Here is a 24,707-nt window from a genome sequence, read left to right on the forward strand (position 1 = left end):
TTTTCCCTAAACCCTTACGCCTTTTTCATATGCCGTGAAAAGTTAGACGGTATTAATTCACCCCTACCGAAAGGTACGGTTATTCAAATCTGTTGCTCCAAGAATGGTTCTAACCGACGCTTGGAGCTTTTTAAAGATTTTAAGTAAGTAGGCGTTCAGAAGGCAGAAGTACGTTCGCGTAGCGTCTCCGAAGGAGAGCCTTTCTTTGTAAGAAATTAAACCACATTACAAAAGGTTTTTAGTTTTCCTCTTTAGTAGAAGCAGGAAGGGAAACTAGCTGCTTAATTGACTGTCGAATTGTTCTGTTGTGCGATGCCGATTTTCAACACTACTAAAAATCAACACAATCAAATATATTTTGCCCGCCCGATCTCTAAATAATTAACAACAATGTAAAACTATGCCGATTACTACAGACTTTTTAAGTAGCTAGCAATTTGTATTGATAGTCAATTTTATCACATCTGCAAATCCCCGAATATATATAAATTAAGATTCGTTCATGATTGACAGATATTTGGCAATTTGGCAGTTTGCGATTTTGGTATTTTGATATATTGCAGAAATTACCAAGATGTTTTTACTTATTATACAAAGCACGGTATAAAGCCCGTGCTTTTTATTTCTAATTATTTGGCATTTTGGCATTACGTGAAAATAGATTTGTGATATACTAATTTGAATAGCTATAATTCAAATACAAAGAATTTAGTACGTTACGATTCTTTAAACTGATATTATTTGCTAGCTTTTCAACCTATTGAGTTTTATTTGTGCTATTTTTTCTAGGCTCCAAGGTGTGCTGCCACTTTCAAGCTATTCAGGCGGGATAAATCATCCCGTCTTTTATTTTGGCTCCTAATTCTCACCAGCGCTCTTGAGAAGATATTTGTAAAGTATGAAGTTATATATAGATCCCCGTCTAACCTTCCTTAAAAAGAGAAGAGTATGATTCTGAAAGTGTCCTTCTTAAGGAAGATTTAGAGGGTTATCACAGTGTTTTATATACCATCCAAGGCTTTGAAAAAATTTCATCAGCATCTAAATTGTTCTGCCATAAGCCTTTTGCCATAACATAACAATTTTCTATTTCAAGTATTCAGTGATACTAGAGAAGTGCATTATCAGGTTTGAGGATATTTGAATACTTCCTATAGGAAGATGCCCAATAAATATAATCATGAGTAAATTAATTCGGGATGTTGTTATGCACTGGATTTATATTGAGGTTTGGCTCACCACCAAACCTTTTTTATATCTCTTGAAAATAGGGCATTGGGCATCGGGCACTTGTACTGAGCGTACCCCTACGGGGAAGCAAGCTACGCGTAGCGTCTCGTAGAGAAGCCGAGGTATTGGGCATCGGGCATTGGTAAAGATACAGCATAATTCTGGATTTTTGATTCCTAGACTAAAAAGTAAAAGTACTCCGCAAAATGCCGATGGTAACTGAGTCACTATCTGGTGTATGACCAGGTTGCAAAATATGAATAATGCCTGGTGTAATGCTAATGTTATCGTTTAGCTGAAAACGATAAAATGCTTCAATTTGAGTAGTCGTCCCTGGTTGTCCTCCAGCACGTCCCAAACCGGTATTGATAAAATCGGGGACATTATTCCCTAGAGGTAGATTACTACTAGTAATTTTCGGAGGCTGTCCGACATAAATTCCGCCCAAATTACCCTTAGCAAATAAATCAGGGAAATTCAAAAACACCATATAATTTGTTGTTTCAACATTTCCCGGTTGCCCTGGAATATAAGATTTAGTATAACCACCCCATGCACCTGCACTAATGCTCTTGGAAATTTGCCAAGTTACAGTCGCACCGACAGCATTAGTTTGTAGTGGTGCGGATCTTCCGGTGGTGCTATTAACCGCAGTTAAGCATTCATCGCCAACAAAAGTTAGCAAACAACCATCCGAAGAGTAATTATTAACGTAATACAAACTTAAATCTAAACTATCAGTTGGTGTCACCAACAATTGTACGCCCGTAGTGGTGTTTCCATCAAATAAACCGCTACGTTGACCGGGATTTCCTGGTTGATAACTAGTATAAATTGCCTGCAAACTAGCACGTTTAGCAAATTGCCAATCAATAGCAATACCACCGTGACCGTATCCTGTATTTAAAATTGGGTTCCTTTGGGCAAAATAAGACAGTGGTCCTGTTGCAGCGCTTTCTACTCTATTTGGCCCTCTAAAAGCAGCTGGGATACTTACGCCTTCTGTTCCTACCATGACTGCTAATTTATCTGTTACCAACCAATGAAGATTGAGGTCACTGACAATCAAACTATCTGTAGGAAATTCGTAGCCAAGTAAAACATCATTCCGAGAAACGCTATTAGTAAATCTCGGTGTAGTACCACCTTGACCAGCTAACAAACCTGTGAGCAAATAACTACGAGGAGTGATTTGGCTAGTTAAATACAACTGCGCCAAGGAAATAACATTAATGTTTGTTCCACCATCATCTGTGTCTTTTTGTCCATCTCTAGGATTAACATCGCCACGATTTTTAGTCCGTCCTTGAACTCCAACTATTAGTAATCCGCTGAGTTTAGTTGTTGTTGAGAATTGGTTGGCTGCAATTTCGGCAGTTCTGGCTTCTAAACTATCGACACGACCTCGTAAAGTTGCTAATTCAGCTGCAAATTCTTCCTGCAACTTTTGTAATATTGTTAAATCTTCGCGACTAACTAAATCATTGGTGGCCGTAGCAATTAACTCATTGATTCTATCTAAACAAGCATTCACACCAGCCGCAAATTCGTACCTAGTTAAGGCGCGATTACCGCGATAGTTGCTATCTGGATAACCCGCTATGCAACCATAGCGTTCCACCAAAGATTGCAATGCAGCGAAAGCCCAATCACTCGGTTGTACATCGTTGAGTTGAGAAACCGATGTCACTTGCGCCATCGAATCTGCTGGCGAGGAGGATGCTCCCATAATATCGCTATTAACTTCTGAATACTGAGTAGTTTCTGCCTCCGTGGGAATAGCGATCGCTTTTTCTACAACTGTGTTGACTCCCGCAACGAGTAACCATGCGAGCATCCAGATTTTGTTATAACTGCGGCTAATAAGTCTACCTTTCAATTTTTTATACTCTGCTCGCATACTTAAGTGAAGAGTGTATTCGCGAATGTTTGATGCTCACATGAGTAAATTTACGTATTTTGTAGAAAATTAGACATAATCCTTCTGGGCAACTTTACAAAGGGCGAGTATAACTATTAGGGAATAGGGACTGGGGACTAGGGACTGGGAAAATGTCTTCCCAATACCTAATCCCCAATCCCCAATCCCCATTCCCCAATCCCCACCGATGGCAAAACGCTCGCGCAAGTTGACGCCAAAAACTTCTAAAGAAAATAAACAAAATCAACCTCGTGCTGGTGCGAGGAAACGTGTAGTTAAAAAAACGTTTCAAAAACCAAAACCGGGAAGTTGGTTGTCATCAACGCTAGCGATCGCAATTTTATTGAGTAGCGCTGGTTTAATTATTACTTTTGCCTGGATTAGTTTTCTCTTCATATTGAATCCAGACCAAGTAAGCTGGATGAATAAAATTTTACCTACATGGGCACAAATTCCTCTGGGAAAACACGAACGCCCCCAAACTTTTAAAAACATTGAACTGAATTTAACTAACAAAAACTTAATAGTCGGTGAACTTCTACCTTTGTATCAAGATACGAAAAACTCGTTTTTCATGCCAGTTTTTCAGCAGCGTGCTAATTGTGAATCTGATTGTCAAAAACTTGTTGAAATCAGAGTTTATCAGCGTTCACAAGAGTTAGAGTTTAAGTCTGAACCGGAAAATTACTACTATTTAGAAAGTCAATTATCAATAACTGGGCCGGAAGAATCCTTTGTGATTTCTTCCTTGGCTGATGCCACATTAGAACCCCAAGATATCAGTGTTCCCTTACCTCTAACTAAGGTACAACGCTTTGAAGGTCAAACACCATCACCAGGGGTTTGGTTTAATTTACGGGGTGAACGCCAACAGGGAACTAGTACTTTGGCTTACGGTTACATCGTATACTACAATCCAGAACGCAGTAATTTACAACAAATGTTGTCTTGGACAAGTCCCACTGGTCAATTGCCCAAATGGCAACAAGTAACTGGTGATGCGACAAAAGAGTTAGTTATCGATGGAACTCTAGGTTTAGAACCGCGCTTGGAAGTTTACCAAGTCAAGCCTCTGAAGTTATTCCTCAAACCAATTCAATTGGAGGCAATTAACCTTAAATCACCAGTCCTTAAGGACTCTGGATATCAAAATGCCTTGTCAATTGCCCGTACCGGACTTTGGACACCAGCTTTTGAATGGTTGAAATTTATCAAAAAACAGCGTAAAGGATTACCACAGGAGGCGCAAGCCCAAATGGATTTAATTCGCTTGCACTCCCAACTGACTAAATCCCAAGCCGAGAAAAGTTGGGCAAGTCCTGGCGAACAAGTGCTGGCAGATTTAATTGATGGGCGCTGGGGAAAAGCTTTGCAGGTGTTTGAATCGGCACATAACGTCCAAGAGATTGCGACTCTACTCAGAGGCGATGAAAAACGCTTGTGGAATCGCACAGTAGCAGCGTTGCGAGTCAACCCAAATAGACAAGAAGTGCAAGCTTGGTTTGCCTTGATTTTAGCTGTCCAACGGGGGCAAGAAGCTGCTAATTCTTGGTTAGAGACACAACCACAAATTACCAAAGATCGTCTTGCTTATATTCAACGTTTGTTAGCAAAACTCGATGGTGAGGTTACAAAATCGCAGATATCCCACCCCAGTCAAATTGTTGGTACAGTGCAATCAATCGCTGAAGTTACTAGCAGCGAGTGGCTACAACCAAATTCTACAGCAGACTTGAAACTTACAGATAACCAAGTTTGGTATCAAGTGCAAGTGAGTGCATTTTCCGATGGGAAACGCTGGCTAAATTTTCCTTTTGAGGATTTCAACCCACCCAAAACTTCAAGAGCAAAATTTTTCTGGGAAACCTTGGGAATTAATTCTGACTCCCAAATGCAGATAGTGGTGTGGCTACCAAACGGAGAACAACAAATTACTATAGCTACTATTAAAGCGGTGCAACTACGAAATAAAGTTTTGCGCCTACTAGTTGCTGCGCCAAAAATTCCAGAGAATCAAAACAATGTTCTCCAACCGAAACCCTTGGCCCTGACGAATGCAGCGCTGGAATGGGTGCAACCATTTCCCATTACTTTACGAGAACTGCACGCACAAAATCCGTCAGCAGTCAAGGTAATATTATCGAGTGTGTGGGAATCTTTACAAAAGTCTGGAGAAGTTCCGGCTGGTGCTATCCCTAGCTTTGAACAGATGCAAGACAAGTTAGGTGATTGGCCTGTTCAGACTATTGATTTAACAAATAATGGTCAGCCGGAAATAATACTTACCATTTCAGGAGCAACGATCGCATCTTTGAATCAACCTCAACCTGGAACTGGCGAGGAAAACACAAATCAATCTCCTGACCGTACTATCATTTTGTCTGACAGCGATGAAGTTATTTATACAGATTTTCAACAAAATTCCTTTCAAAAATTATCTGCGATCGCCAAGCTTTCAGGCGTGCAATCTTTAGCTTTACTAGTAGAAAACGCTGACAGATATAGCCTAATGCGCTGGTCAGATAAAAATCAGCGCTTTGAATAGCACGCAGTTACCAAAAATTTAGTCTACAGAGGTGCTGGCAATCGCTATCTAAAAAACTGAGTTATTCTTTTTGGTTACTAGCAGCTAGGCGTTGGTGCTTGAGGTTTTCCAATTGCTGCAACAGAGAATCTACCTCTGCTTGTAAGTGCATAAATTTAGCTTGCTGATCGTCTTGATAATAAGCCTTGGTTAACTTGGTAACCAAGCTAGTTTGGGACTCGCGATGGGAAACACTGGATAAACAAGTAGGCATCTTTAATTAAATCCGCTTTGTTAAACTCACACCATTAGCAATATTATAATAAGCCTATTTTAAGGTTTGTTAAATTATTGTGTATTTATCATCATTTAGTTTAATAGGTTTGGGGTTCGATCATAAGAGACGGCGATCGTAGTTGCTCTGTTCCAGATTGGGCATGGGGCACTTATACTGAGCGTACCCCTACGGGGAAGCAAGCTACGCGTAGCGTCTCGTAGAGAAGCCAAGGTATTGGGCAAGGGGCATGGGGTATGACGGTAGGGTGGCACAGACAAAATGACTAATAACTCACTAGTTATGATAAAGTGACATTCTCAATAAAATAAAAATCTCAAGTCAGACGACTTGCAGCACAAAAAATAATATTCTGAATAATATTCTCTTGCAATTCAGGGACTGGGTATTGATAAAATAACCAATCCCAATCCCCAATCCCCAGTCCCCAATCCCTAATTAAGAAACTAATCCCGTGACTTTGAGCCTGTCTGCTGCTAAATCTTATCGCCAACCTTGGCCTGGACTGATAGAAGCCTATCGCGAATATTTGCCTGTCAGCGAAACAACGCCGGTTGTGACTTTGTTGGAGGGAAACACACCACTAATACCAGTGCCGGCGATCGCAGAACGCATTGGCAGACAAGTACGTGTGTTTGTCAAATATGATGGTCTCAATCCCACCGGCAGCTTCAAAGACCGAGGGATGACTATGGCAATTACCAAAGCGAAGGAAGCAGGGGCAAAAGCAGTCATTTGTGCCAGCACCGGCAATACCTCCGCCGCCGCCGCCGCTTATGCTAGGCGTGGCGGGATGAGTGCTTTTGTGCTAATTCCCGACGGCTATGTAGCATTAGGTAAGTTAGCCCAAGCTTTAGTTTATGGGGCAGAAGTATTGGCAATAAAAGGTAATTTTGACCAAGCTTTAGAAATTGTCCGCGAGATGGCCGAAAACTATCCCATCACTTTGGTGAATTCGGTCAATCCCTACCGCTTAGAAGGACAAAAAACAGCAGCTTTTGAAATCGTCGATGTGCTGGGTGATGCCCCAGACTGGCTATGTATCCCCGTGGGTAATGCGGGAAATATCACAGCATACTGGATGGGTTTTTGTCAATATCATCAAGCCGGAAAGTGCGATCGCTTACCCAAGATGATGGGATTCCAAGCCGCAGGCGCAGCACCTTTAGTACACGGTCAGCCAGTGGCAAATCCCGAAACCATAGCCACAGCAATTCGTATTGGTAACCCTGCTAGTTGGGAATTAGCGATCGCCGCCCAATCTGCCAGTCAGGGAAAATTCCAGGCCGTTACCGACGCCGAGATTTTGGACGCTTATCGACTTTTGGCAGGATCGGAAGGTATCTTCTGCGAACCTGCTAGCGCCGCTTCTGTAGCTGGGTTATTACAAGTAAAAGACCAAATTCCCACAGGGGCGACAGTGGTTTGTGTCCTCACAGGCAACGGTTTAAAAGACCCAGATACAGCCATTAAACACAATCAAAGTCAATTTAAACAAGGTATTCCAGCAGAACTCAAAGCAGTAGCCGAAGCAATGGGATTTTAAGTTTTTAGAGATTTTTGGGTGAGTCCTAGTGGTTTTAGGAATTACCAAGAAATAAATTATCCAATTTTGTGGGGTGGGCGTCTCGCCCGCCCAAGGCTTCGGGCGGACAAGATGTCCACCCCACAAGAAAAATTGTATGTTTTTTATTTAGAAGTTCCTTAAGCCCCCGACTTGAGGATAATAGCTTGAAAATAGGGTTAACTGTGCCCTACGATTTTCACTATTCCAACAGATGTAGAGACGTTACAATGCAACGTCTCTACTTACAAACCTACAGAGGATATTTGAAAAATCTAATTGATTACTAGCGCTGGCACAGCTGCGGCTATATAAACAAAGCCCACCGACTTGGGTTAAAAACCAATATTTATTGGTGTTAAATTGCTTGTAAATTTCTACCCAAAGTAAAAATTACAAATTACGAATTATTAGTTACTAACTATTTTAAACCTCTGTATCTTCATTGATAGAATCAGAATTTTCTTGAGAATCTATTTCAGTATCTACTTGAGAATCTGCCTGAAAATCTCCATCGTTATCGATACCAAAAGCCCCCATAACACCTGCAAAAACTACACCAGCAACAACTCGACCAGCTTGACCAGCAAGACCACGAACTACACCATTAAAGAAAGGGTTCATAAGATTACCTCATCAGTAATATTTTGTTGATTGGCTGACAGACTTAGCTACCAATCAACATTGGAATATTCCGGATAAATCAAACTTTTTTGGGAACAAAATATCTTTTATAGAGTCAAAACCCGCTCCAGTTAAGATATATATGATTAAAATTTTTTCAGAGAATTTTAGGTATCTAAAAACTCTGACATTTTGTAAGTAATCTCATCCGTAAAATTCCAACTGCACTATGTAGTTCCGGTTAGTAATGAGTTTTTTACTAGATAATCGGAGATTTAGTGATGGCGATTATTCGTGATGTAGTTCTGATAAATGTAGTTAGCTTTATTTTGGGATTTTTGCTAGCATTTGCAATGCCTAACTTATCTTTTGAAGAAATGATGCCAACAATTGCTCTGTTTAATATCGTTATTCTCACTTTAAGCTTTTTGATTAGTGGTTGTGTTGCTAAAGTAAATCGATTTCGACATTTGAGTATTGTGGCAATTCTAATTTGGTTAGGAAGTATTGTTAATATTTATATTGTTCCTGGGGGAAGTTTATTAACGTGGTTAATATCTAGTATTTTCATAGGCATAACTATGCTAATTGGAGGTAGTTTATCGTTTTTAGTTGTACCAAATACGGCAGCTATCAACGCTAGTGATAAAAATGGATATAAGTCAGCTAAATCCTTTCAAACTTGGTTCTTTGGATTAGCAGCTTCAGTTGCTACATCTGTATTAAAGGATTTGATTATGAGTACAATCACAAATTAAACTTAATTATTCATCTCTGCTCCCCTGCCCCTTTCAAGGGCAGGTTTTTTACATTCCGAAATATTTCCCCGTGTCCCTCGAAACCCCAAATTGAAAAAACCTACCCCTATCAGCCCCCCTGCCCCGTACCGGCTGCTCGCTCCCGTGTTAAGCTATCGATCGCATCACCCAAGGCAGTAGTAAGACTTTTGCGAGTTTGAGCGTGGTTGTCCTGTTCAGCCTTCAAGGCTTGCAAAAGGCGATCGCGTTCTTTGATTGCAGCGCTCAGTAAGACTTGCAATTCCTCCACAGATTGTAATTGTGCTATTTCTTCTTGGATCGCTGTGACTGGTGTAGCAGGTAGTGTCCCTGTCTCAATACCTTGGAGTTTATGTAAATCTGCCTTGAGAGACGCGATCGCTTGTTGGGACAACTGGGCATCTGTGCGTCGTTGTTCTGCTTCTGTGTTGTAAAGCTGACGCCATTTTTGGGCACTTTCCCAAGCCGCATCCCGCTCTTGTTGAAGTTCCAACATCTGCTGTTTGAGTGTCTGAATTTCTGCCAGCCACTGTTGTGTTAAAGCTGTTCCTTGACTAGTATTTTCAGTCATTTTTATCCTCACACGCAATCTTAAAGTAGCCAGCAATTTTAATGCAGTTTGCAAGTATTACAAAAATCAATTTCAAAACCGTGTAGCCCAGGAATTTTTGGGGCTAACGGTAGTTAAGATAATTAAGAGCAGCCAAACTTAGTATAGTTTTGAAACTCAAAACAATCTCTATGGTTTTAGCCACTGTTAATACAGGTAGCCTGAACTTTGAAACATTCGTTGCTGGTTATTTAGATGATATACGCTACGAATTAATTGACGGAGAACTAATAGACTTGGAACCGACTGGACTTCATGAGCAGGTAACAGGGTTAATTAATCTTAAGCTTAACGTCGCAATCGATCTGCTGAATTTGCCTTCGTTTGTTCCCATGAAATGCCTAATTAAACCATTAGGCCAAAATTCAGCTTTTAGACCCGATGTTGTAATTCTTGATCGGACGGCTTTGGCGAATGAGCCATTGTGGAAAGCTGAACCAGTAATTACGCTAGGTAAATCTATTAAAATAGTAGTGGAAGTAGTCAGTACAAATTGGCAAAATGACTATGCCCGGAAAGTAGAAGACTACGAAGCCTTAGGTATTCCAGAGTATTGGATTGCAGATTATCTAGGGCTGGGAGGTAAACGCTACATCGGCTTATCCAAACAACCTGTGGTGACAATTTATCAGTTAGTGGATGGAACTTATCAAGAACAGCAGTTTAGGGGAAGAGAACGCCTAATCTCCCAAACATTTCCAAACTTGAATTTGACCGCAGAACAAATATTTGCCGCAGGTAGGTTGAGTTAATTACTGGAGAGTAGGGGTATTGAACTGAAAATTGCTGTAACCAGAAGCACTATCAACCGGATTGTGTCATAATTCGATTTTATAATTTTGAACTCTGTATTTATGCCTTGTTCTGCCACCCTTACTCAACTGGCCGAAGTGCTTTCGGCTCGTCCTTTAAACTTATATGAAGCTGGTTTAACACAAGTAAGTAGCGGTATACAAACAGATACTCGTATCCTCAAGCCGGGTGAAGTGTTTTTAGCTTTACGAGGCGATAAGTTTGATGGACACGAATTTGTGCCAACAGCGATCGCTAAGGGTGCCATAGCTGCAATTGTAGATTTGGAATACGAAAACCCTGGATTTCCCGTATTGCAGGTATCAGATACCCTCAAGGCATATCAGAAAATTGGCAGATGGTGGCGCGATCGCTTTGATATTCCTGTAATTGGTGTTACAGGCTCCGTAGGTAAAACTACGACTAAAGAATTAATTGCCGCAGTTTTAGAAACAAAAGGAGCAGTTCACAAAACTTATGGCAATTACAATAACGAAATTGGTGTGCCGAAAACTCTCTTAGAACTGGGTACAGAAAATGACTACGCCGTCATTGAAATGGCCATGCGGGGTAGGGGACAAATTGCTGAACTGGCACAAATAGCACGTCCCACCATTGGAGTGATTACCAATGTAGGGACGGCACATATTGAGTTACTAGGTTCCGAAGAAGCCATTGCCGAGGCAAAATGTGAGTTATTAGCCGAAATGCCTACTGATAGTGTGGCAGTTCTGAATTACGACAATCCCCTATTAATGACCACGGCGGCGAAAGTTTGGACAGGAGAAGTCATAACTTACGGTTTTTCTGGTGGCGATGTCTCAGGAGTGTTGATTGATAACGAAACTGTGGAAGTCGCAGGAATGCAACTGCCTTTACCGTTACCTGGCCGTCACAATGCGACTAATTTCTTAGCGGCTTTAGCGGTGGCAAAGGTTTTGGGAATTGATTGGGCGAGTTTGAAAGCAGGCGTGCAAGTGGATATGCCCACAGGGCGATCGCAGCGGTTTAATTTGCCCAATGACGTGGTAATTTTAGATGAGACATATAATGCTGCACCAGAAGCGATGTTAGCAGCATTGCAATTATTGGCAGACACACCAGGAAAACGGAAAATCGCCGTGTTGGGTGCAATGAAAGAATTAGGAGAGCGATCCGAACAGTTGCACCAGCGAGTAGGAGAGACAGTGCGAAAGTTGAATTTAGACGGCTTGTTGGTGTTGGTTGATGGAGAAGATGCCGAAGCGATCGCTAAAAGTGCTGACGGTATTGCATCGGAGTGCTTTGCAACTCATAGCGAATTGGTGGCGAGGTTGAAGACATTTGTACAACCAGGCGATCTTTTACTGTTCAAAGCCGCTCACTCAGTGGGGCTAGATCGGGTTGTCAATCAGTTACGTGCAGAATATCCCAAATGATAAGTAGAAGGCAGGAGATAGAAGGCAGGAGGCAGGAGCGAAAAGCCAGTTTTTGTCGGGGTTTTAAACTTTTGTCTTTTACATTTAATTATGTCTACCTATTTACCACTACAAACCGAACGTCTGATATTGCGAGACTTTGTGGAATCAGATTGGCCAGCGGTTCATCAATACGCTAGCGATCGCGAAGTTGTACGTTATTTGACTTTTGGCCCTAATAGTGAGGAAGATACCAGGAATTTTTTGCAAAGAGAAATTTTATTGCAAAAACAAGAACCCCGTCAGCATTTTGCCTTGGCAGTAACTTTAAAAACTCAAAAGCAATTAATTGGTATTTGTCGAATTTCTACTTTAGATACTGTTAATAAAACAGGGTCTATTGGCTACTGTTTTACTAAGGAATTTGGGGACAAGGATATGCAACTGAAGCCGTAAGAGAAATTATATCCTTTGGCTTTCAAGAATTAGGCTTACATCGCATATTTGCAACTTGTCATCCAGCCAACATTGCCTCGGTACGGGTGATGCAAAAAAATGGAATGCAACAGGAAGGATATTTGCGAGAACACCATTGGATTAAAGGAGAATGGAGAGACTCTTGGCTGTACGCTATTCTTGAGCATGAATGGAGACAAGCCAGCCCATTTTAAATTTAGACGTTGCCCAATTGCGGTATAAATCTATGTGTAGAGACGTTGCATTGCAACGTCTCTACTCTTATTCAAATTATTTTTCCCGATAGCCTCCAGCGTAGTTAATCACGCAAATTGTTCTATATGATTTGTGAGTTCCAAAAGCAACACCAGAGACTTTAAAATTGCCGTTAAAAATGTTTGTTCGATGACCGCGATCGGGCACACCATCATCAATAATTAATTGCATGACGATATCTTGGGCTGTGTTTGGCCCATAACTGATATTTTCGCCTGCGGTTGTCAGCCATCTACCATAGCGGTTGATGCGAGTAAAGGGGTTGCTACCATCGCTACCATCATGACCTGTGGCACCTTTTGGCCCTTGGTCTTTAACGTGGTCTTTGGCTGCTAAAGACATACCTTTCGATGCACTCAAAGCACCTACAGGACGTGCTGATTTGAGAAATGCGATCGCTTCATCGACTGCTTTTCCCCCTTCTTGAGTTACCAAATAAGTATTACCAGAAATTTTGACTCGGTTACCTTGAAAGCGCTTGCGATAGTTTTGCAAAATCGGTATATATGCTTGGGGATTTGTTCTTACTTTATTTGTTTCAACAATTACCTGTTGTTCTAGTGGGGAAAGGTAACTCGCTTTTGCTAACAAAGTTGGGCTACTTTCTTTAGTTACTACTGGTTGAGAGTTGGCTACAGTCGGACTAGATTGCAGCAATTGATCTGAACAACCAAATATTAGGGTAAGTGGAAAAATTACCCAAAACTTAATTCGATGCATTGATGACCTCACGATTTTTATAGCAATTAATTTAGTCAATTAGAAGGAATACCAATTTTCAAACCACACAAAACTCTATCAAAGCTTTTACACCTTCCCTAAAATCACGGTAGATTCAGGCACTAGTCATATAGATAACACTGTTATTATCTTTGTTCCTGAGATACTACAAAAGTTTTACAACGATTTTTCCATCTTTAAGGCGTTATGGAAGGATTTCACAGCCTGTATTTAGAGTTGCGATCGTCACTCTATACACTGATTAGAAAAATATCAATACCTGAGAAAGTTAAATTAGGCAAAATAGAACTGAAAAAATAGCAACTCTAACAATATAATTAGGTGTCGATAAAATAAATTTTGAATAACTGCGATCGCACCTGAAAAACTTTGTAATAGTTAAATTTAAGCTGAGTAAACAGATGCGGATACTTGGAAATATTAACTACAAAAGGTACTAGCCATGAGTTGCCGCGCACTGCTATTAGTAAATCCTCATGCTCGCCAAGGGCAAAAGGGTTTGTCTGAAGCGATTAATTATTTAAAGACACTTGGCTTTATTTTAATTGAAGAGTCTACAGAACATCCGAAACAACTTTATGAAGTCATACTTCGCTATCAACATCAAGTTGATTTAGTAATAGTTGGTGGTGGTGATGGCACTCTTAATGCCGCGGTAGATGCTTTAGTTGAAACTCAATTACCCTTAGGAATTTTGCCTCTGGGAACTGCCAACGATTTGGCAAGAACTTTAAAAATTCCCAACTCTCTCAACGAAGCTTGTAATATTATTGCCCAAGGAAATTTACACCGCATTGATTTGGGTTGGGTCAATGGTAAGCACTTTTTTAATGTTGCCAGTCTCGGATTGAGTGTAAAAATTACCCAACTACTTACCAAAGAAGTGAAACGCCGTTGGGGAGTATTTGCTTACGCCGCCACTGCATTGCAAGTGATTTGGTCAGCTAGACCTTTTAGTGCTGAAATTGTCATCAATGGTGAATCCGTTCGTGTGAAAACAGTGCAAATTGCCGTAGGTAACGGTCGTTATTACGGTGGTGGTATGGCAGTAGCAGATGACGCTGCAATAGACGACCAAAGACTAGATCTTTATAGCTTGGAAATTCAACATTGGTGGCAGATTATACTATTATTACCTGCCATGCGACAAGGGCGGCATATACATTGGGAAAGTGTACGCTCTCTTCAAGGTCAGGAAATACGGTTATATACTCGCAAACCACGTCCTATTAATACAGATGGCGAAATCACTACTTACACACCTGCCCATTTCCGAGTTATACCTAAAGCTGTAGCTGTTTTAGTACCCGCATAAGTCAATATTTAAGAGTTAGGAGTTAAAAGTTAGGAGTTATGAGTTAGGAGTTAGGAGTTATTCTCCTTGTCTCCCTTGTCTCCCTCATCTCCTCTACTCTCCATTTTCTTTGATAAAAATCGCGCCAAATGCATCTGAGATTTTCTCAAGATATAAAATCCTTGTTAGAACGCCTAGCTGAACAACCCCTGACTCTAGGTGATATTCTGGCTGAAACCTCAGAACGAGGGTTTAGCCTAGTCATTGCATTATTAGTTTTGCCATTTTTATTTCCCATGCCACCGGGCTTAACTGGCCCTTTTGGTGGTGCTTGTTTGCTGTTGTCAGTGCAAATGCTTTTAGGAAGGCGATCGCCTTGGCTACCAAAAAGAATTGCTAACTACAAATTTCCTCGTCGCTTTGCCGAGTTACTTTTACAAAATTTGGGTCGCCTGACTAAAGTTTTACAGAAAATCACCCGTCCCCGATTAAGAAAAATAGCTAATAATCCCTTGACCTGGCGAATCAATGGCTTTTGTATCACTTGGTTAACAATATTATTGATATCACCAATTCCCTTTACAAACCCCATTCCCACTGTAGGTATTTTACTTTTGACTGTTGCTACAATCGAATCTGATGGTTTATTAATTTGTATCGGCTACGGAATTACAGGTTTGATTACTTTACTATTTGGATTTATTGGATATGCTTTGTGGCTAGCTCCGGGTTTACTACCATCTATATTTAAATAATAAAAGCCCCAACCCAAAGGCTGAGGGCTAAGACTTATGTGATTTATTAGAGTGCATCTACCATTTATTAATCCGTTTTGACTCTTACTCTATCCGGTAAAATTTGATTTATTAAGCATTTTTTTCCCAAAAAAAAATATCAGGAATAAATAAAGCCCCTAACTAAAAGCTAGGGGCGATAAATTTATTAAGGTGCATCTACCATTTATTAATCCGCTTTGACTATTGCTATATCCGGGTAAATTTCACTTATTATAAAAATTTTACTTTTACTGAATAAAAATTATTAACCATAAATAAAGCCCCCAGCTAAAGGCTGAGGGCTGTGATTTAATTAAGGTGCATCTACTATTTATATATCCGCTTTAGTCGCTACTCGATCAGGAAGAATTGAAAAAAGAATAGATAGTTGTGAGATTGATTTTATTATCTATAAAGTGAGTACTAACTTCAACCAAAAATACCTACGGTATTTGACTAAGTAAGTATTATCCATCTTCATAAGAATTTTACAAAAAGCCTTATTTTCCCCTAGATATACGAAGTTTCTGTTAATATCTCTAATGTGATATCCGCAATAGTACGAATATAGTTTAGTAGTTGGGTATATAACTATGAAAATTAGACACACCCAACTCAATGAAGCGATGTCTACGACGGGCTATGCCTACGCATATTATCCAAGGTGTCATGATAGTTCTATTTTCCCTTGGCAGCCTTGGTATTGTCGGAGGAAGCTTTTTCCTCAGAAAAGCTTTTAGCAATACTAGCGAACCTGAAATAATAACCGATACAACACGCTACAAAGAAATTCGTAATCAATTATGGTCTGACCCTGACCAGCTAAAACATTTTCCGAATCAGATTCCCACAGATGCTAAAGATATTCGCATTGCTTACTCTCCTGGATTTTTACAAGGAGGTAGTTTTTTTCAAATTAGATTGAAACAGCCCCCAGAAAAAATAAAAAAACTACTCTCACAATACAGAAATAATGCAAAACATAAATATAGAGGGGGCAACACAAACGACCATATAAATCAACCTAACGGTGTGCCGACAACCTTTTTCTACACCAATGATTCTTCTGGCGAAACTTTTCCAGATGCATATGAAATATTAGTATTAGATGCAACAGACAGAGGTAAATCCGGTTTCAAATGGAATCATGGTGATAGCTATGGTGTTGCGATTAATAGCTCTGCCTCAGAAATTATCTATTGGGCTGAACAATGGTAGTTATTACTGGATGCTAGTTTTACTCTTTTAGGTATATAACTTTCGGTAGTTAAAAATTTATATCAATTATGGCTAATATTTAAAAAATGCTGAAAAATTATCTGATTATTTAGAATGTCAACTGCTTTAATTACTGGTGCCTCTAGTGGTATTGGTAAAGCTTTCGCCCAGGAATTAGCTGCACGCAAGACAAATCTTGTACTCGTTGCTCGTTCTGAAGATAAATTAAACCAATTAGCTAAAGAATTAAAAGAAAAGTATAAAGTTCAAGTAGACGTTATACCTAAAGACCTTACAGAGCATAATGCTGCGGCTGGTGTATTTGATGCTACAAAAACAAAGGGATTAACGATTGATTTATTAATCAACAATGCTGGTTTTGGTTCTTATGGAGATTTTGCCGAATCAGATGGAGAAAGACAAGTTAAAATCGTACAATTAAACATTTTGGCATTGGTAGATTTAACCCATAGATTTTTACCAATCATGCGGCAACGTCGTTCTGGAAGTATTATTAACGTATCCTCAATTACAGGATTTCAACCGATACCGTATCTTTCTGTTTATGCTGCTAGTAAAGCTTTTATTCTTAGCTTTAGTGAAGCACTCTGGGCAGAAAATCGTCAATATGGTGTTCGTATTTTAGTTACCTGTCCAGGCCCAATAGAAACAAATTTTTTTGCAGAAGCTAATTTTCCTCCAGCTTTAGCAGGAAGCACAGAAAAAGTATACTCCTGTGAAGAAGTAGTTCGCGAATCTCTGAAAGCTTTAGAAGAGTGGCAGCCTACAGTTATTATTGGTGATGTTACCACTCAAATTAGAAGTATATTAGCTCGATTAGTACCGCGAAAAGTGCTACTGAATATTTTGGCAAAAAGGTTTAAAGTCTAATATTATTTTGAACGTCCTTTGTATAGTAGGCAACAGGCAAAATAATTGAAAGTCTTTTGGTGTCAAAGTTTTATCATCAGTTTATGTCCTAAACCATGCTTAAACTGCTATAAAATCCCCTAATTTGAATCATGTGGATTCCCCTATTGCCTATTGCCTTTTTCCCTACTATTGCCTTCTTACCTATTGCCTTTTAACTAAAAATCACATATACCGAGTTAGTTGAACGCGGTAACGGTCTTTTTTAGTAACAGCAATTTCTCCAACTTCTAAACGTCCTTTAGAGCGAATGGCGATTAAATCACCTGATTTGACTTGAGAACTAGCTTGAGTTACTTCCTTCCAATTGACGCGGACATCACCAGAGTCGATTAAATCAACCATTTTACTGCGGGACATACCAAAACCAGCAGAGGCGATCGCATCTAATCGCAAAGATGCTTCTACAGTAGTTAATTCTTTTTTCTTCGGTTCTCGAACCTTTAATTCACTAATCTCAATCCGTTGAGTTTTCACCGGAACCGATCGCACCTGTTTGAGATTCATTTCCAAAAATTCTACCAACTCTGGTGCGACGATCGCCTGGGCCCCTCTTTCTCCCAAAACAATAATATCTCCTGTCTTTTCGCGGACAATTCCTGTCCCTAGCATTGCGCCTAAAAAGTCGCGGTGAGTGGCGGTATCAAATAAGAAATTACCAGCAATTTCTACTGCAACAAGGCTGACTTGAGATGAATCTAAGGGTAGTTCCGAACGAGCGATCGCTATTCTTTGGCGTTCAGCTTGCGGATATCCACCCCACACAACTAATTGCACCTCTGTTAATCGGCTAAATACTCGTTGAATTTCCGCCAATTCTGGAGGAGACAAAAAATCCGTCACAACCACTTCCCAAGTTTTAATAGCTTGCTCTGCTTGGTCAATTACACGAGCTACACTATCTCGATTTTCAACACCCTTTAAAAGTTCTTCTCGTGGCAACATTCTGAAAAATTATGAATTAGTCATTAGTCATTAGTCTAAATTCTGAATTCTGAATTCTTATCTCGATTCTAACTTTAATTCCCATTTTATAAGGTTTTCATTTCTCTCGACTTGTTGCATTCCTAATTTTTCGAGAATGCGAATTGAGGCAACATGATCGTTTGGAGAATGAGAAACAATGCTTTTAAGTTGGGGCTGAGTAAAGGCAAAATTTACTAATGCTTCTACTGCTTCAAAAGCAAATCCTTGCTGACGATAGGCTGATATAACTTCATAACCCATTTCTGTTGTTCCTTGTTCATTAGGTTTGCCAAGAAATCCCAAATCCCCAATTAGGGTATTGTCAGCGATGTGAATTATCAGCCACACACCCCAGCCCAACTGGGAAGGATCGTCTATAAGCATCTGAGTATACATTGGGAAAATATCTAGCACCTCACCTGTATACCATTCATCAGGAACGCGTACCCCTAAGAGCTTTTCCACTTCAGATTTGTTTTTTGCCACAACGGCTTGTGCCACCTCCAAGCAACAAGGAAGCAACTCAAGCCGCTGTGTCGTAATATGTAAACTATGATTCATTTGCTACACGCCATTTGTGTCTGCATAACCCTGAATATTTTCTGGCTCAAATTGACGTAATATCTTGGTCGCCTGACGGGTTAAGGTTTCAGAACCTTGAACTGCAATTAAGTATTTACCCGCATCTAAACGGTTACGGTAGGGTAAAGCATCACCACTACCTACGAGTAAACCGACTCCGCCACCGACAAACACACCACCCATAGCACCACTAGCAGCACCCAGTAGTCCTCCAACGATGTGATTGCCAACTTCACCCGCCCAGGCAAAAGTTTGCAAACCAGTAATCAGGCTGAAGGTGAAACCTGCAAAAAAGCCGAATGGTATCAGCCAGGTTGCCATGAGCCGTGCTTGCTTTTTGGCTTGGTCTTTGGGGTCAATTAAGCCAAACTCGTCAGCAGTTTTATACCCCTTCCCCAGGATAGTACTGTTTATGCCTTCTTTTTCTAAAGCTAAGTAAGCAGCTTCAGCTTGAATGCGGTCTGGTAATACGGCAACAAGGTAATTCATTGATTTTACAATACTTAATTTAATAAAAGTTTTGCCTTAATTAACAGCGTATCAGTCCTGTGGGCAGGAGTCAGAATTCAGAATTCAGAATTCAGGAGTCACGAGTCAAAATTTAGAAGTCGGAATGGGCTTTACTTTAAAGAATCCAGTGGCTCACAAAAATTGTTCACACCTTGCTTGAGGACATAAATTAAAACCGGCGTTGCCAAAATCTTGGGAAACGTCGGTGTTGTTTTGAGATGTTCCATCATCTTGGGAAGTGAACTATTGAGCAAATCTTCGCGATATTCTTGTTGGCAAATCACCGCACGCCACTTTCTAGCCAAAGCATCTAACCATTCGGAATTTGCTCTTTCTGGTTGTTGTCCTGCGCGGATAGCTAGCGTCATCGCTGCATCCTCTAAATCTCCGTCACAGTCTTCAATCAAGTCCAGCGCTTCCATATCGCTGGGATCATCTGCCAATTGAGAGCGAAACTGTGCAATTTCTTTCGATGTTACTTTAGTCATGAGTCTTTGACAAGGCGAGCGATGCTACGGCGGTAAACTACGAACACTCAGTTATGTTAGTTCAATTTTGACACTTCACGTGAAAATCGGGCATGGGGCATTGGGCACTTGTACTGAGCTTGTCCTGAGCGTAGTCGTTGGCGCAGCCTCTCGTAGAGAAGGGCGAAGCCGTTGGCGCAGCCTCTCGTAGAGAAGTATTGGGTATTGGGCATTGGGCATGGGGATTGAGTTTCTGAACTTCATTAAATGAGTGCTTGAACTCCATTAATGAGCATTTGAAGAAAATGAACAAGTCCCCAATGCCCCATCCCGAATTTTTATCAAAAAGCCTCATTTTCCAGTTTAGTCACTGAAAAAATGAGGCTTTTGGAGGCTGTCTATGAGAAAGGCTACTCAATTCTATGATGCGGTTGAGTTTTGGGTAACTACCGTAGTCCTCTGAGGGTAACAGACCTTTGCAGTTGAGCTAAAGCACGGTTGTAATCTAAGATTGCTGTGACTCGATTACCTTCAGCTCTTGTTAAGTCGTTTTCAGAGTTAATTACATCAGTTTGAGTACCTACACCAGCTTGGAATCGCAAACGTGCTAAACGTAGAGCTTCCCTGGCTTGTTCTAAAGCGGTATTAGCAGTTTGAACATTTTCCAAATTAGATTGCTGGGTAGAAAAGGCTTGTTCTACTTGAAAGCGAATTTGGTTACGCTGCTCAGCAAATTGAGTTTCAGCGATCGCAATATTAGCTCTCTGCTGAGCTGCTCTGGCTCTTGCTGCTCCCCCATCAAACAAATTTAGGGTTGCTCGAACACCAAATGAGTAACCATCTGTAACACTAACGCTATCATCAAACTGATCTAGCAAGTCATAGCTGGCTACCAAACTAATTTGAGGGCCGAGTTCTGCAAGGGCTTGCCGACGCTGTTGCTCGTTAATATTACGTTGTGCTAACTGCTGTTGGAGTTCCGGGCGATTTTGAAAAGCTCGCACGATACTTTCTTCTAACGTTAGATCCCAAAGACCAGCTAATTGTACGGGATCGGCGGCGCTGATATTTATCCCTTGGGGCAAACTGATCCGAGTAGCCAACTGACGACGGGAAATTGCTTGCTGGGATCTAGCGTTAGTTAAATCTTGCTGGGCGTTGGCTAAATTCACCTGAGAACGAAGCACATCAAATCGCGTACCAACACCAGCTCGCTCTAAAGCTTCTGCATCCCGCAAACTAGCCTCTGAGTTCTGCACAGCGGACTGGGCAATACGTACTTGTTCGTCCGCTTGTTGTAAATTGTAGTAGTCAGTCGTCACATTCAAGCGAATTTCTTCGGACTGAGTTTCTACAGCCAACTCATTGAACCGTAGCTGTTCCCTAGCGGCATTTCTACGAGCTTTATTTAACCCAGAGGTATATAGGTCATAGGAAAGTTGTGCTTGCCCAGAAAAATTTGTGCTTGGTTCATCTGTAGAGCTTAAACTGTTTGGCCCGCTTAATTCATCTCGAAGCTGGTTACTAGAAGATTGACTGCGAGTCAGATCCGCACTAATCCCAAGAGTCGGCAACAAACTAGCTTCCGCCTCTTTTAAGGCATATCGGCTACGTTCTAGCTCCAATAACGCCACTTGTAAATCCCGATTGTTACGCCGTGCTAATTCTAGAGCCTGTGCCAAACTAATCGGCTGATTTTCCTGGAGTCTCACTTCCTCTGTTTTTGTAGGAAATTGCAAGGGATTTGCATTTTGAATCAGCTTCTCAGGAATTTCTACAGCACCACCTGGTACAGGAGTTACGCTTCCTGGCACAGTAGGAGTTGGTGTCGAACCACCTGGTACAGGAGTTACACTTCCTGGCACAGTGGGAGTTGGTGTCGAACCACCTGGCGCAGGAGTTATGCTTCCTGGCACAGTGGGAGTCGGCGTTGAATCTGTGGGAGTTGTGGTATTACTTTGAGCTACACGTTTTTCAACAGAATTTTCTTGTAGGCAGGTGTTTGAGGTCACCAGCAAAGGAGCCAAACCAGTTTTAGTTTTTCTCAACTCCTGCTGCGGACACCTTTCGGCTGACAACAGTTTTGCTGCTCCTACACCTGTGGGTGAAGTTTGTAAAAATGTCTGCAAATGAGTAACGGTATTTATCTTTTGAACCACTGGCTGCTGTGAAGCAGACAAGGACAAAATTTCTTTTTGGGCAGACGCGGGTTTAGAAGTGTAGTCAGGAACTACTATCTTCTTTAATTTCTGCCAATAGGGACTTGAATTGCTCTGTGTTTGGTTGCTTTCGGCAGAACGCTTCATATCTGGTTGTTGGGAATAACCAGAGGTAGGCGTTAAATTCAAAAGTTTACCTTTATCTTTTTGAGCTACTTGTTTTATTGGCACATTAGTATTTCCAGCCATCAAAACTGGAATACTCTTATTACTTAAAGGCTTCACACTAAACTTAGTAAAACCAGGAGCAGGTAATAGGGTTGGAATAGTAACATTTGCTGTTTTAGGCAATTGCGTATTCATGAAATCTTCAACCAAGGTTTGACCATAGGTAGAGGTCGAAACACTTGAAGAAGATGCCAGCTGTACCCCACTTACTTTGACAGTATCAGCCCACGCAGGCTGAGTTGTTAAGACCGCTGCTGTCACACCAGGCAAGAAGCTATGGAATAATTGCTGTCCTTTCACCGCATCCCCTCACACGAAAATCAATCTAGCGGCAGAAAACCTTTCTTCACCACAGAATATAGCACGATACTAAATTTAGGAATGAATATACTACGATACTAAATTTAGGATTCGGAACTCTGTTTATCTTCAAAACGTTTAACAATGCGAGAAAGTTCCGCCTTTTCATCGATACTAACGCGAGTAGGAGCACCACTAACAATCCGTTCGTAGTTCCGGAATGAGTCTTTAATTTCTGGCCCATCGGCAGTGATATTATACTCACGAATGCCCTTATCGTGCCAAGACCCTCTCATTTTAAATACGTTAATTGCCCGCGACATTTCCCCACGAATTTCTACGTACTGTAACATCAAAATTGTATCGGTAATCGTGGAAATATGAGAGTCTGTAATTGAATGCGATCCCATAAATTGGTCGGTTGTGTTAGTAAAGAAACCGGTGATTTCTTCTTGTTTGGCATAACCGGTAACACCAATTACAAACTGTCGAAATGCATTATTACTCACTCCTCTAGCTAGTGCTGAGAGTGAATCAATTGCTATACGAGCTGGTTTAAAAATCGCAATTTCCGATTTAATAATTTGTAAGTGGTCTTCTAAGCCAGTTGATTCCGGATAAGTACAAATTATTTTCAGTAAACCTTGATGCTCTAGTTCCTCAAAATCAATTCCCCAAGAGGAAGCGTTGCGAGATAATTGGGCGCGTGATTCTTCATAAGCAAATAAAATTGCCTGTTCTCCATTGAGACAGCCATCTTGAATAAACTTACTTACTAATAGGGTTTTGCCTGTACCTGTGGCTCCTGTGGCTAAGATGATTGAATCTTTGAAGAAACCACCACCGCACATTTCATCTAAGGTTTTGACGCCAGAAGAGACTCTGACATTAGAAGAACGTTGAGTCAAGCGCATTGCCCCTAGTGGAAAGATGTTGACTCCTTCGTTGGTAATTGTGAAGGGATACTCGCCTTTCATATGAGTTGTACCGCGCAATTTGAGAATTTCAATTGTGCGACGGCGGCGTTCTCCTTCTAAAACGTTGCGAACAATTACAACATTATCGGAAACAAATTCTTCGACTCCAAAAGAGGCAACGGGGCCATATTCTTCGCTGCGTTCAGTGGTGATTACAGTGGTGACGCTGAGTTGTTTGAGACGCGCTACTAGACGAAAAATTTCCCGGCGCACCACTCCCATTGCTTCATACTGCTGAAATACTGCTGTGATTGAGTCTATGGAAACTCGTTTAGCTTTATATTTGCGAATGGCATATTGCAAGCGTTCAATCAATGCAGAAAGGTCAAAGTTACCAACGATATCTTGCCCTTCTGGGTCGGGAGATGCATCGAGAATAAATAACTTGCCTTCTTCTATTAGGCGTGGCAAGTTCCAGCCAAATATATGAGCGTTTTTAATAATATCACTGGGCGATTCTTCAAAGGTAACAAATACTCCTGGTTCGTCAAAGTAGGTAATACCGTTATAAAGAAACTGAAGAGATAATAAAGTTTTTCCAGTACCGGAGGTGCCGCTAATCAAGGTAGTTCTACCAATGGGTAATCCACCATGACTAATATCGTCAAACCCCTCAATCATCGTGCGAATTTTTTCTACACCCACAATTAACGGTGGTTTCTTTGGTTCTATTTGCTCGTTTTGACTCATTGCTTGATAACAAATGGGTATAAAACCCGGTTTTTGCTTACTAACAGTTTGGATACAATTTTCTGATGATTAAATGTTTTATTCTGTAAAATCTTCTTCACTTAATTCTTCATAAAGTAAATCTAATCCAATTAATACTCTTTCTCTATCTGAAAGATCGCCGATAATTTTGCGAACCGGTGGAGGCAAAATTTTAGATAATGTTGGCGTCGCCAATATCTTATCTTCTTCGGCTAGTTGTGGGCTTTTCAGTACATCGATTACTTTTAAAGCATAAACACCTTCAAACTCCTGTTCTAAAATATTTTTGAGTGTTTTTAATGCCCGCACTGAATTAGGTGTGTTCCCGGCTACATAAAGCTTGAGAACATAGGTCTTTCTGGCTTTATTCATAGGAGTTACAG

24 protein-coding genes are annotated in these 24,707 nt (G+C 40.8%); 11 read left to right on the plus strand and 13 right to left on the minus strand.

The window, feature by feature from the left end; all coding sequences use genetic code 11:
• Positions 1-1,411: 1,411 nt before the first annotated feature.
• Positions 1,412-3,067 carry an iron uptake porin gene (locus H6H03_RS22545; RefSeq protein ID WP_190957353.1) on the minus strand — a complete coding sequence of 552 codons (1,656 nt, stop codon included), beginning with the start codon at positions 3,065-3,067 and terminating at the stop codon, positions 1,412-1,414.
• A 271-nt stretch (positions 3,068-3,338) separates the two neighbouring features.
• Here H6H03_RS22545 and H6H03_RS22550 point away from each other — a divergent pair, with 271 nt between their 5' ends.
• Positions 3,339-5,696, plus strand: a complete 2,358-nt coding sequence (locus tag H6H03_RS22550) for a hypothetical protein (protein ID WP_190957303.1) — start codon at positions 3,339-3,341, stop codon at positions 5,694-5,696.
• A 61-nt stretch (positions 5,697-5,757) separates the two neighbouring features.
• On the opposite strand, the gene H6H03_RS22555 is transcribed toward H6H03_RS22550, so the two are convergent.
• Positions 5,758-5,949: a hypothetical protein gene (locus H6H03_RS22555; protein WP_190957304.1), complete on the minus strand. Its 192-nt coding sequence runs from the start codon at positions 5,947-5,949 to the stop codon at positions 5,758-5,760.
• Positions 5,950-6,424: 475 nt separating this feature from the next.
• Here H6H03_RS22555 and thrC point away from each other — a divergent pair, with 475 nt between their 5' ends.
• Positions 6,425-7,516 carry a threonine synthase gene (thrC, locus tag H6H03_RS22560; RefSeq protein WP_190957305.1) on the plus strand — a complete coding sequence of 364 codons (1,092 nt, stop codon included), beginning with the start codon at positions 6,425-6,427 and terminating at the stop codon, positions 7,514-7,516.
• A 444-nt stretch (positions 7,517-7,960) separates the two neighbouring features.
• Here thrC and H6H03_RS22565 read toward each other — a convergent pair whose 3' ends face one another.
• Positions 7,961-8,158: a hypothetical protein gene (locus H6H03_RS22565; RefSeq protein WP_190957306.1), complete on the minus strand. Its 198-nt coding sequence runs from the start codon at positions 8,156-8,158 to the stop codon at positions 7,961-7,963.
• Positions 8,159-8,439: 281 nt separating this feature from the next.
• Here H6H03_RS22565 and H6H03_RS22570 point away from each other — a divergent pair, with 281 nt between their 5' ends.
• On the plus strand, positions 8,440-8,916 hold the full coding sequence (locus H6H03_RS22570; protein WP_190957307.1) for a hypothetical protein: 477 nt from the start codon (positions 8,440-8,442) through the stop codon (positions 8,914-8,916).
• 109 nt (positions 8,917-9,025) lie between these two features.
• Here the strand turns inward: H6H03_RS22570 and H6H03_RS22575 are convergent, their stop codons facing one another.
• Entirely contained in the window at positions 9,026-9,505 is a 480-nt protein-coding gene (locus H6H03_RS22575; protein ID WP_190957308.1) for a hypothetical protein, read from the minus strand.
• A 170-nt stretch (positions 9,506-9,675) separates the two neighbouring features.
• Here H6H03_RS22575 and H6H03_RS22580 point away from each other — a divergent pair, with 170 nt between their 5' ends.
• The 4 genes from H6H03_RS22580 (at position 9,676) to H6H03_RS42075 (ending at position 12,404) form a co-directional block, all read left to right on the plus strand.
• The gene (locus H6H03_RS22580) at positions 9,676-10,296 is read left to right on the plus strand and encodes a Uma2 family endonuclease (protein ID WP_190957309.1); all 621 of its coding nucleotides are present in this window, start codon (positions 9,676-9,678) and stop codon (positions 10,294-10,296) included.
• Positions 10,297-10,398: 102 nt separating this feature from the next.
• On the plus strand, positions 10,399-11,754 hold the full coding sequence (locus H6H03_RS22585) for a UDP-N-acetylmuramoyl-tripeptide--D-alanyl-D-alanine ligase (protein ID WP_190957310.1): 1,356 nt from the start codon (positions 10,399-10,401) through the stop codon (positions 11,752-11,754).
• A 90-nt stretch (positions 11,755-11,844) separates the two neighbouring features.
• Positions 11,845-12,189: a GNAT family N-acetyltransferase gene (locus tag H6H03_RS42070; RefSeq protein ID WP_390842873.1), complete on the plus strand. Its 345-nt coding sequence runs from the start codon at positions 11,845-11,847 to the stop codon at positions 12,187-12,189.
• An 8-nt stretch (positions 12,190-12,197) separates the two neighbouring features.
• On the plus strand, positions 12,198-12,404 hold the full coding sequence (locus H6H03_RS42075) for a GNAT family N-acetyltransferase (protein WP_390842889.1): 207 nt from the start codon (positions 12,198-12,200) through the stop codon (positions 12,402-12,404).
• Between the two features lie 76 nt (positions 12,405-12,480).
• On the opposite strand, the gene H6H03_RS22595 is transcribed toward H6H03_RS42075, so the two are convergent.
• Complete coding sequence (locus H6H03_RS22595; protein ID WP_190957311.1) at positions 12,481-13,185, minus strand: CAP domain-containing protein; 705 nt, start codon at positions 13,183-13,185, stop codon at positions 12,481-12,483.
• 463 nt (positions 13,186-13,648) lie between these two features.
• Between H6H03_RS22595 and H6H03_RS22600 the strand changes: the two genes are divergently transcribed.
• From H6H03_RS22600 to H6H03_RS22615, 4 genes are all read left to right on the plus strand, one after another.
• Positions 13,649-14,521 (plus strand): lipid kinase, encoded by an 873-nt coding sequence (locus tag H6H03_RS22600; protein WP_190957312.1) that lies wholly within the window; start codon positions 13,649-13,651, stop codon positions 14,519-14,521.
• Positions 14,522-14,649: 128 nt separating this feature from the next.
• On the plus strand, positions 14,650-15,255 hold the full coding sequence (locus tag H6H03_RS22605; RefSeq protein ID WP_190957313.1) for an exopolysaccharide biosynthesis protein: 606 nt from the start codon (positions 14,650-14,652) through the stop codon (positions 15,253-15,255).
• Positions 15,256-15,894: 639 nt separating this feature from the next.
• On the plus strand, positions 15,895-16,494 hold the full coding sequence (locus H6H03_RS22610; protein WP_190957314.1) for a hypothetical protein: 600 nt from the start codon (positions 15,895-15,897) through the stop codon (positions 16,492-16,494).
• Between the two features lie 114 nt (positions 16,495-16,608).
• Positions 16,609-17,385: an SDR family NAD(P)-dependent oxidoreductase gene (locus H6H03_RS22615; RefSeq protein ID WP_190957315.1), complete on the plus strand. Its 777-nt coding sequence runs from the start codon at positions 16,609-16,611 to the stop codon at positions 17,383-17,385.
• 204 nt (positions 17,386-17,589) lie between these two features.
• On the opposite strand, the gene H6H03_RS22620 is transcribed toward H6H03_RS22615, so the two are convergent.
• The 8 genes from H6H03_RS22620 to kaiB all read right to left on the minus strand — a co-directional run bounded on the left by H6H03_RS22620 (position 17,590) and on the right by kaiB (position 24,696).
• Positions 17,590-18,369, minus strand: coding sequence for a photosystem II S4 domain protein (locus H6H03_RS22620; RefSeq protein WP_190957316.1), 780 nt, complete (start codon positions 18,367-18,369; stop codon positions 17,590-17,592).
• 57 nt (positions 18,370-18,426) lie between these two features.
• Positions 18,427-18,951 carry a GNAT family N-acetyltransferase gene (locus H6H03_RS22625; protein WP_190957317.1) on the minus strand — a complete coding sequence of 175 codons (525 nt, stop codon included), beginning with the start codon at positions 18,949-18,951 and terminating at the stop codon, positions 18,427-18,429.
• Positions 18,952-18,954: 3 nt separating this feature from the next.
• Positions 18,955-19,461: a hypothetical protein gene (locus H6H03_RS22630; protein WP_190957318.1), complete on the minus strand. Its 507-nt coding sequence runs from the start codon at positions 19,459-19,461 to the stop codon at positions 18,955-18,957.
• Positions 19,462-19,592: 131 nt separating this feature from the next.
• A complete protein-coding gene (locus tag H6H03_RS22635) occupies positions 19,593-19,970 on the minus strand; it encodes a hypothetical protein (RefSeq protein ID WP_190957319.1) in 378 nt (125 codons plus the stop codon).
• A gap of 61 nt (positions 19,971-20,031) precedes the next feature.
• Positions 20,032-20,235: a hypothetical protein gene (locus tag H6H03_RS22640; protein WP_190957320.1), complete on the minus strand. Its 204-nt coding sequence runs from the start codon at positions 20,233-20,235 to the stop codon at positions 20,032-20,034.
• Positions 20,236-20,395: 160 nt separating this feature from the next.
• Positions 20,396-22,636 carry a TolC family protein gene (locus H6H03_RS22645; protein WP_190957321.1) on the minus strand — a complete coding sequence of 747 codons (2,241 nt, stop codon included), beginning with the start codon at positions 22,634-22,636 and terminating at the stop codon, positions 20,396-20,398.
• A 104-nt stretch (positions 22,637-22,740) separates the two neighbouring features.
• Entirely contained in the window at positions 22,741-24,303 is a 1,563-nt protein-coding gene (gene kaiC, locus H6H03_RS22650) for a circadian clock protein KaiC (RefSeq protein WP_190957322.1), read from the minus strand.
• Between the two features lie 78 nt (positions 24,304-24,381).
• Positions 24,382-24,696 (minus strand): circadian clock protein KaiB, encoded by a 315-nt coding sequence (gene kaiB, locus H6H03_RS22655; protein ID WP_073642657.1) that lies wholly within the window; start codon positions 24,694-24,696, stop codon positions 24,382-24,384.
• Positions 24,697-24,707: the final 11 nt, after the last annotated feature.

The organism is Nostoc paludosum FACHB-159 (assembly GCF_014698835.1).
GTDB lineage: Bacteria > Cyanobacteriota > Cyanobacteriia > Cyanobacteriales > Nostocaceae > Nostoc > Nostoc paludosum.

What these genes read in the sequence shown, in the direction of transcription:
- H6H03_RS22545 (WP_190957353.1), bottom strand. Translation starts at nt 3,067, where the DNA reads ATGCTCGCATGGTTACTCGTTGCGGGAGTCAACACAGTTGTAGAAAAA.
- H6H03_RS22550 (WP_190957303.1), top strand. Translation starts at nt 3,339, where the DNA reads ATGGCAAAACGCTCGCGCAAGTTGACGCCAAAAACTTCTAAAGAAAAT.
- H6H03_RS22555 (WP_190957304.1), bottom strand. Translation starts at nt 5,949, where the DNA reads ATGCCTACTTGTTTATCCAGTGTTTCCCATCGCGAGTCCCAAACTAGC.
- H6H03_RS22565 (WP_190957306.1), bottom strand. Translation starts at nt 8,158, where the DNA reads ATGAACCCTTTCTTTAATGGTGTAGTTCGTGGTCTTGCTGGTCAAGCT.
- H6H03_RS22570 (WP_190957307.1), top strand. Translation starts at nt 8,440, where the DNA reads ATGGCGATTATTCGTGATGTAGTTCTGATAAATGTAGTTAGCTTTATT.
- H6H03_RS22575 (WP_190957308.1), bottom strand. Translation starts at nt 9,505, where the DNA reads ATGACTGAAAATACTAGTCAAGGAACAGCTTTAACACAACAGTGGCTG.
- H6H03_RS22580 (WP_190957309.1), top strand. Translation starts at nt 9,676, where the DNA reads ATGGTTTTAGCCACTGTTAATACAGGTAGCCTGAACTTTGAAACATTC.
- H6H03_RS22585 (WP_190957310.1), top strand. Translation starts at nt 10,399, where the DNA reads ATGCCTTGTTCTGCCACCCTTACTCAACTGGCCGAAGTGCTTTCGGCT.
- H6H03_RS42070 (WP_390842873.1), top strand. Translation starts at nt 11,845, where the DNA reads ATGTCTACCTATTTACCACTACAAACCGAACGTCTGATATTGCGAGAC.
- H6H03_RS22595 (WP_190957311.1), bottom strand. Translation starts at nt 13,185, where the DNA reads ATGCATCGAATTAAGTTTTGGGTAATTTTTCCACTTACCCTAATATTT.
- H6H03_RS22600 (WP_190957312.1), top strand. Translation starts at nt 13,649, where the DNA reads ATGAGTTGCCGCGCACTGCTATTAGTAAATCCTCATGCTCGCCAAGGG.
- H6H03_RS22605 (WP_190957313.1), top strand. Translation starts at nt 14,650, where the DNA reads ATGCATCTGAGATTTTCTCAAGATATAAAATCCTTGTTAGAACGCCTA.
- H6H03_RS22610 (WP_190957314.1), top strand. Translation starts at nt 15,895, where the DNA reads ATGAAGCGATGTCTACGACGGGCTATGCCTACGCATATTATCCAAGGT.
- H6H03_RS22615 (WP_190957315.1), top strand. Translation starts at nt 16,609, where the DNA reads ATGTCAACTGCTTTAATTACTGGTGCCTCTAGTGGTATTGGTAAAGCT.
- H6H03_RS22620 (WP_190957316.1), bottom strand. Translation starts at nt 18,369, where the DNA reads ATGTTGCCACGAGAAGAACTTTTAAAGGGTGTTGAAAATCGAGATAGT.
- H6H03_RS22625 (WP_190957317.1), bottom strand. Translation starts at nt 18,951, where the DNA reads ATGAATCATAGTTTACATATTACGACACAGCGGCTTGAGTTGCTTCCT.
- H6H03_RS22630 (WP_190957318.1), bottom strand. Translation starts at nt 19,461, where the DNA reads ATGAATTACCTTGTTGCCGTATTACCAGACCGCATTCAAGCTGAAGCT.
- H6H03_RS22635 (WP_190957319.1), bottom strand. Translation starts at nt 19,970, where the DNA reads ATGACTAAAGTAACATCGAAAGAAATTGCACAGTTTCGCTCTCAATTG.
- H6H03_RS22640 (WP_190957320.1), bottom strand. Translation starts at nt 20,235, where the DNA reads ATGGAGTTCAAGCACTCATTTAATGAAGTTCAGAAACTCAATCCCCAT.
- kaiC (WP_190957322.1), bottom strand. Translation starts at nt 24,303, where the DNA reads ATGAGTCAAAACGAGCAAATAGAACCAAAGAAACCACCGTTAATTGTG.
- kaiB (WP_073642657.1), bottom strand. Translation starts at nt 24,696, where the DNA reads ATGAATAAAGCCAGAAAGACCTATGTTCTCAAGCTTTATGTAGCCGGG.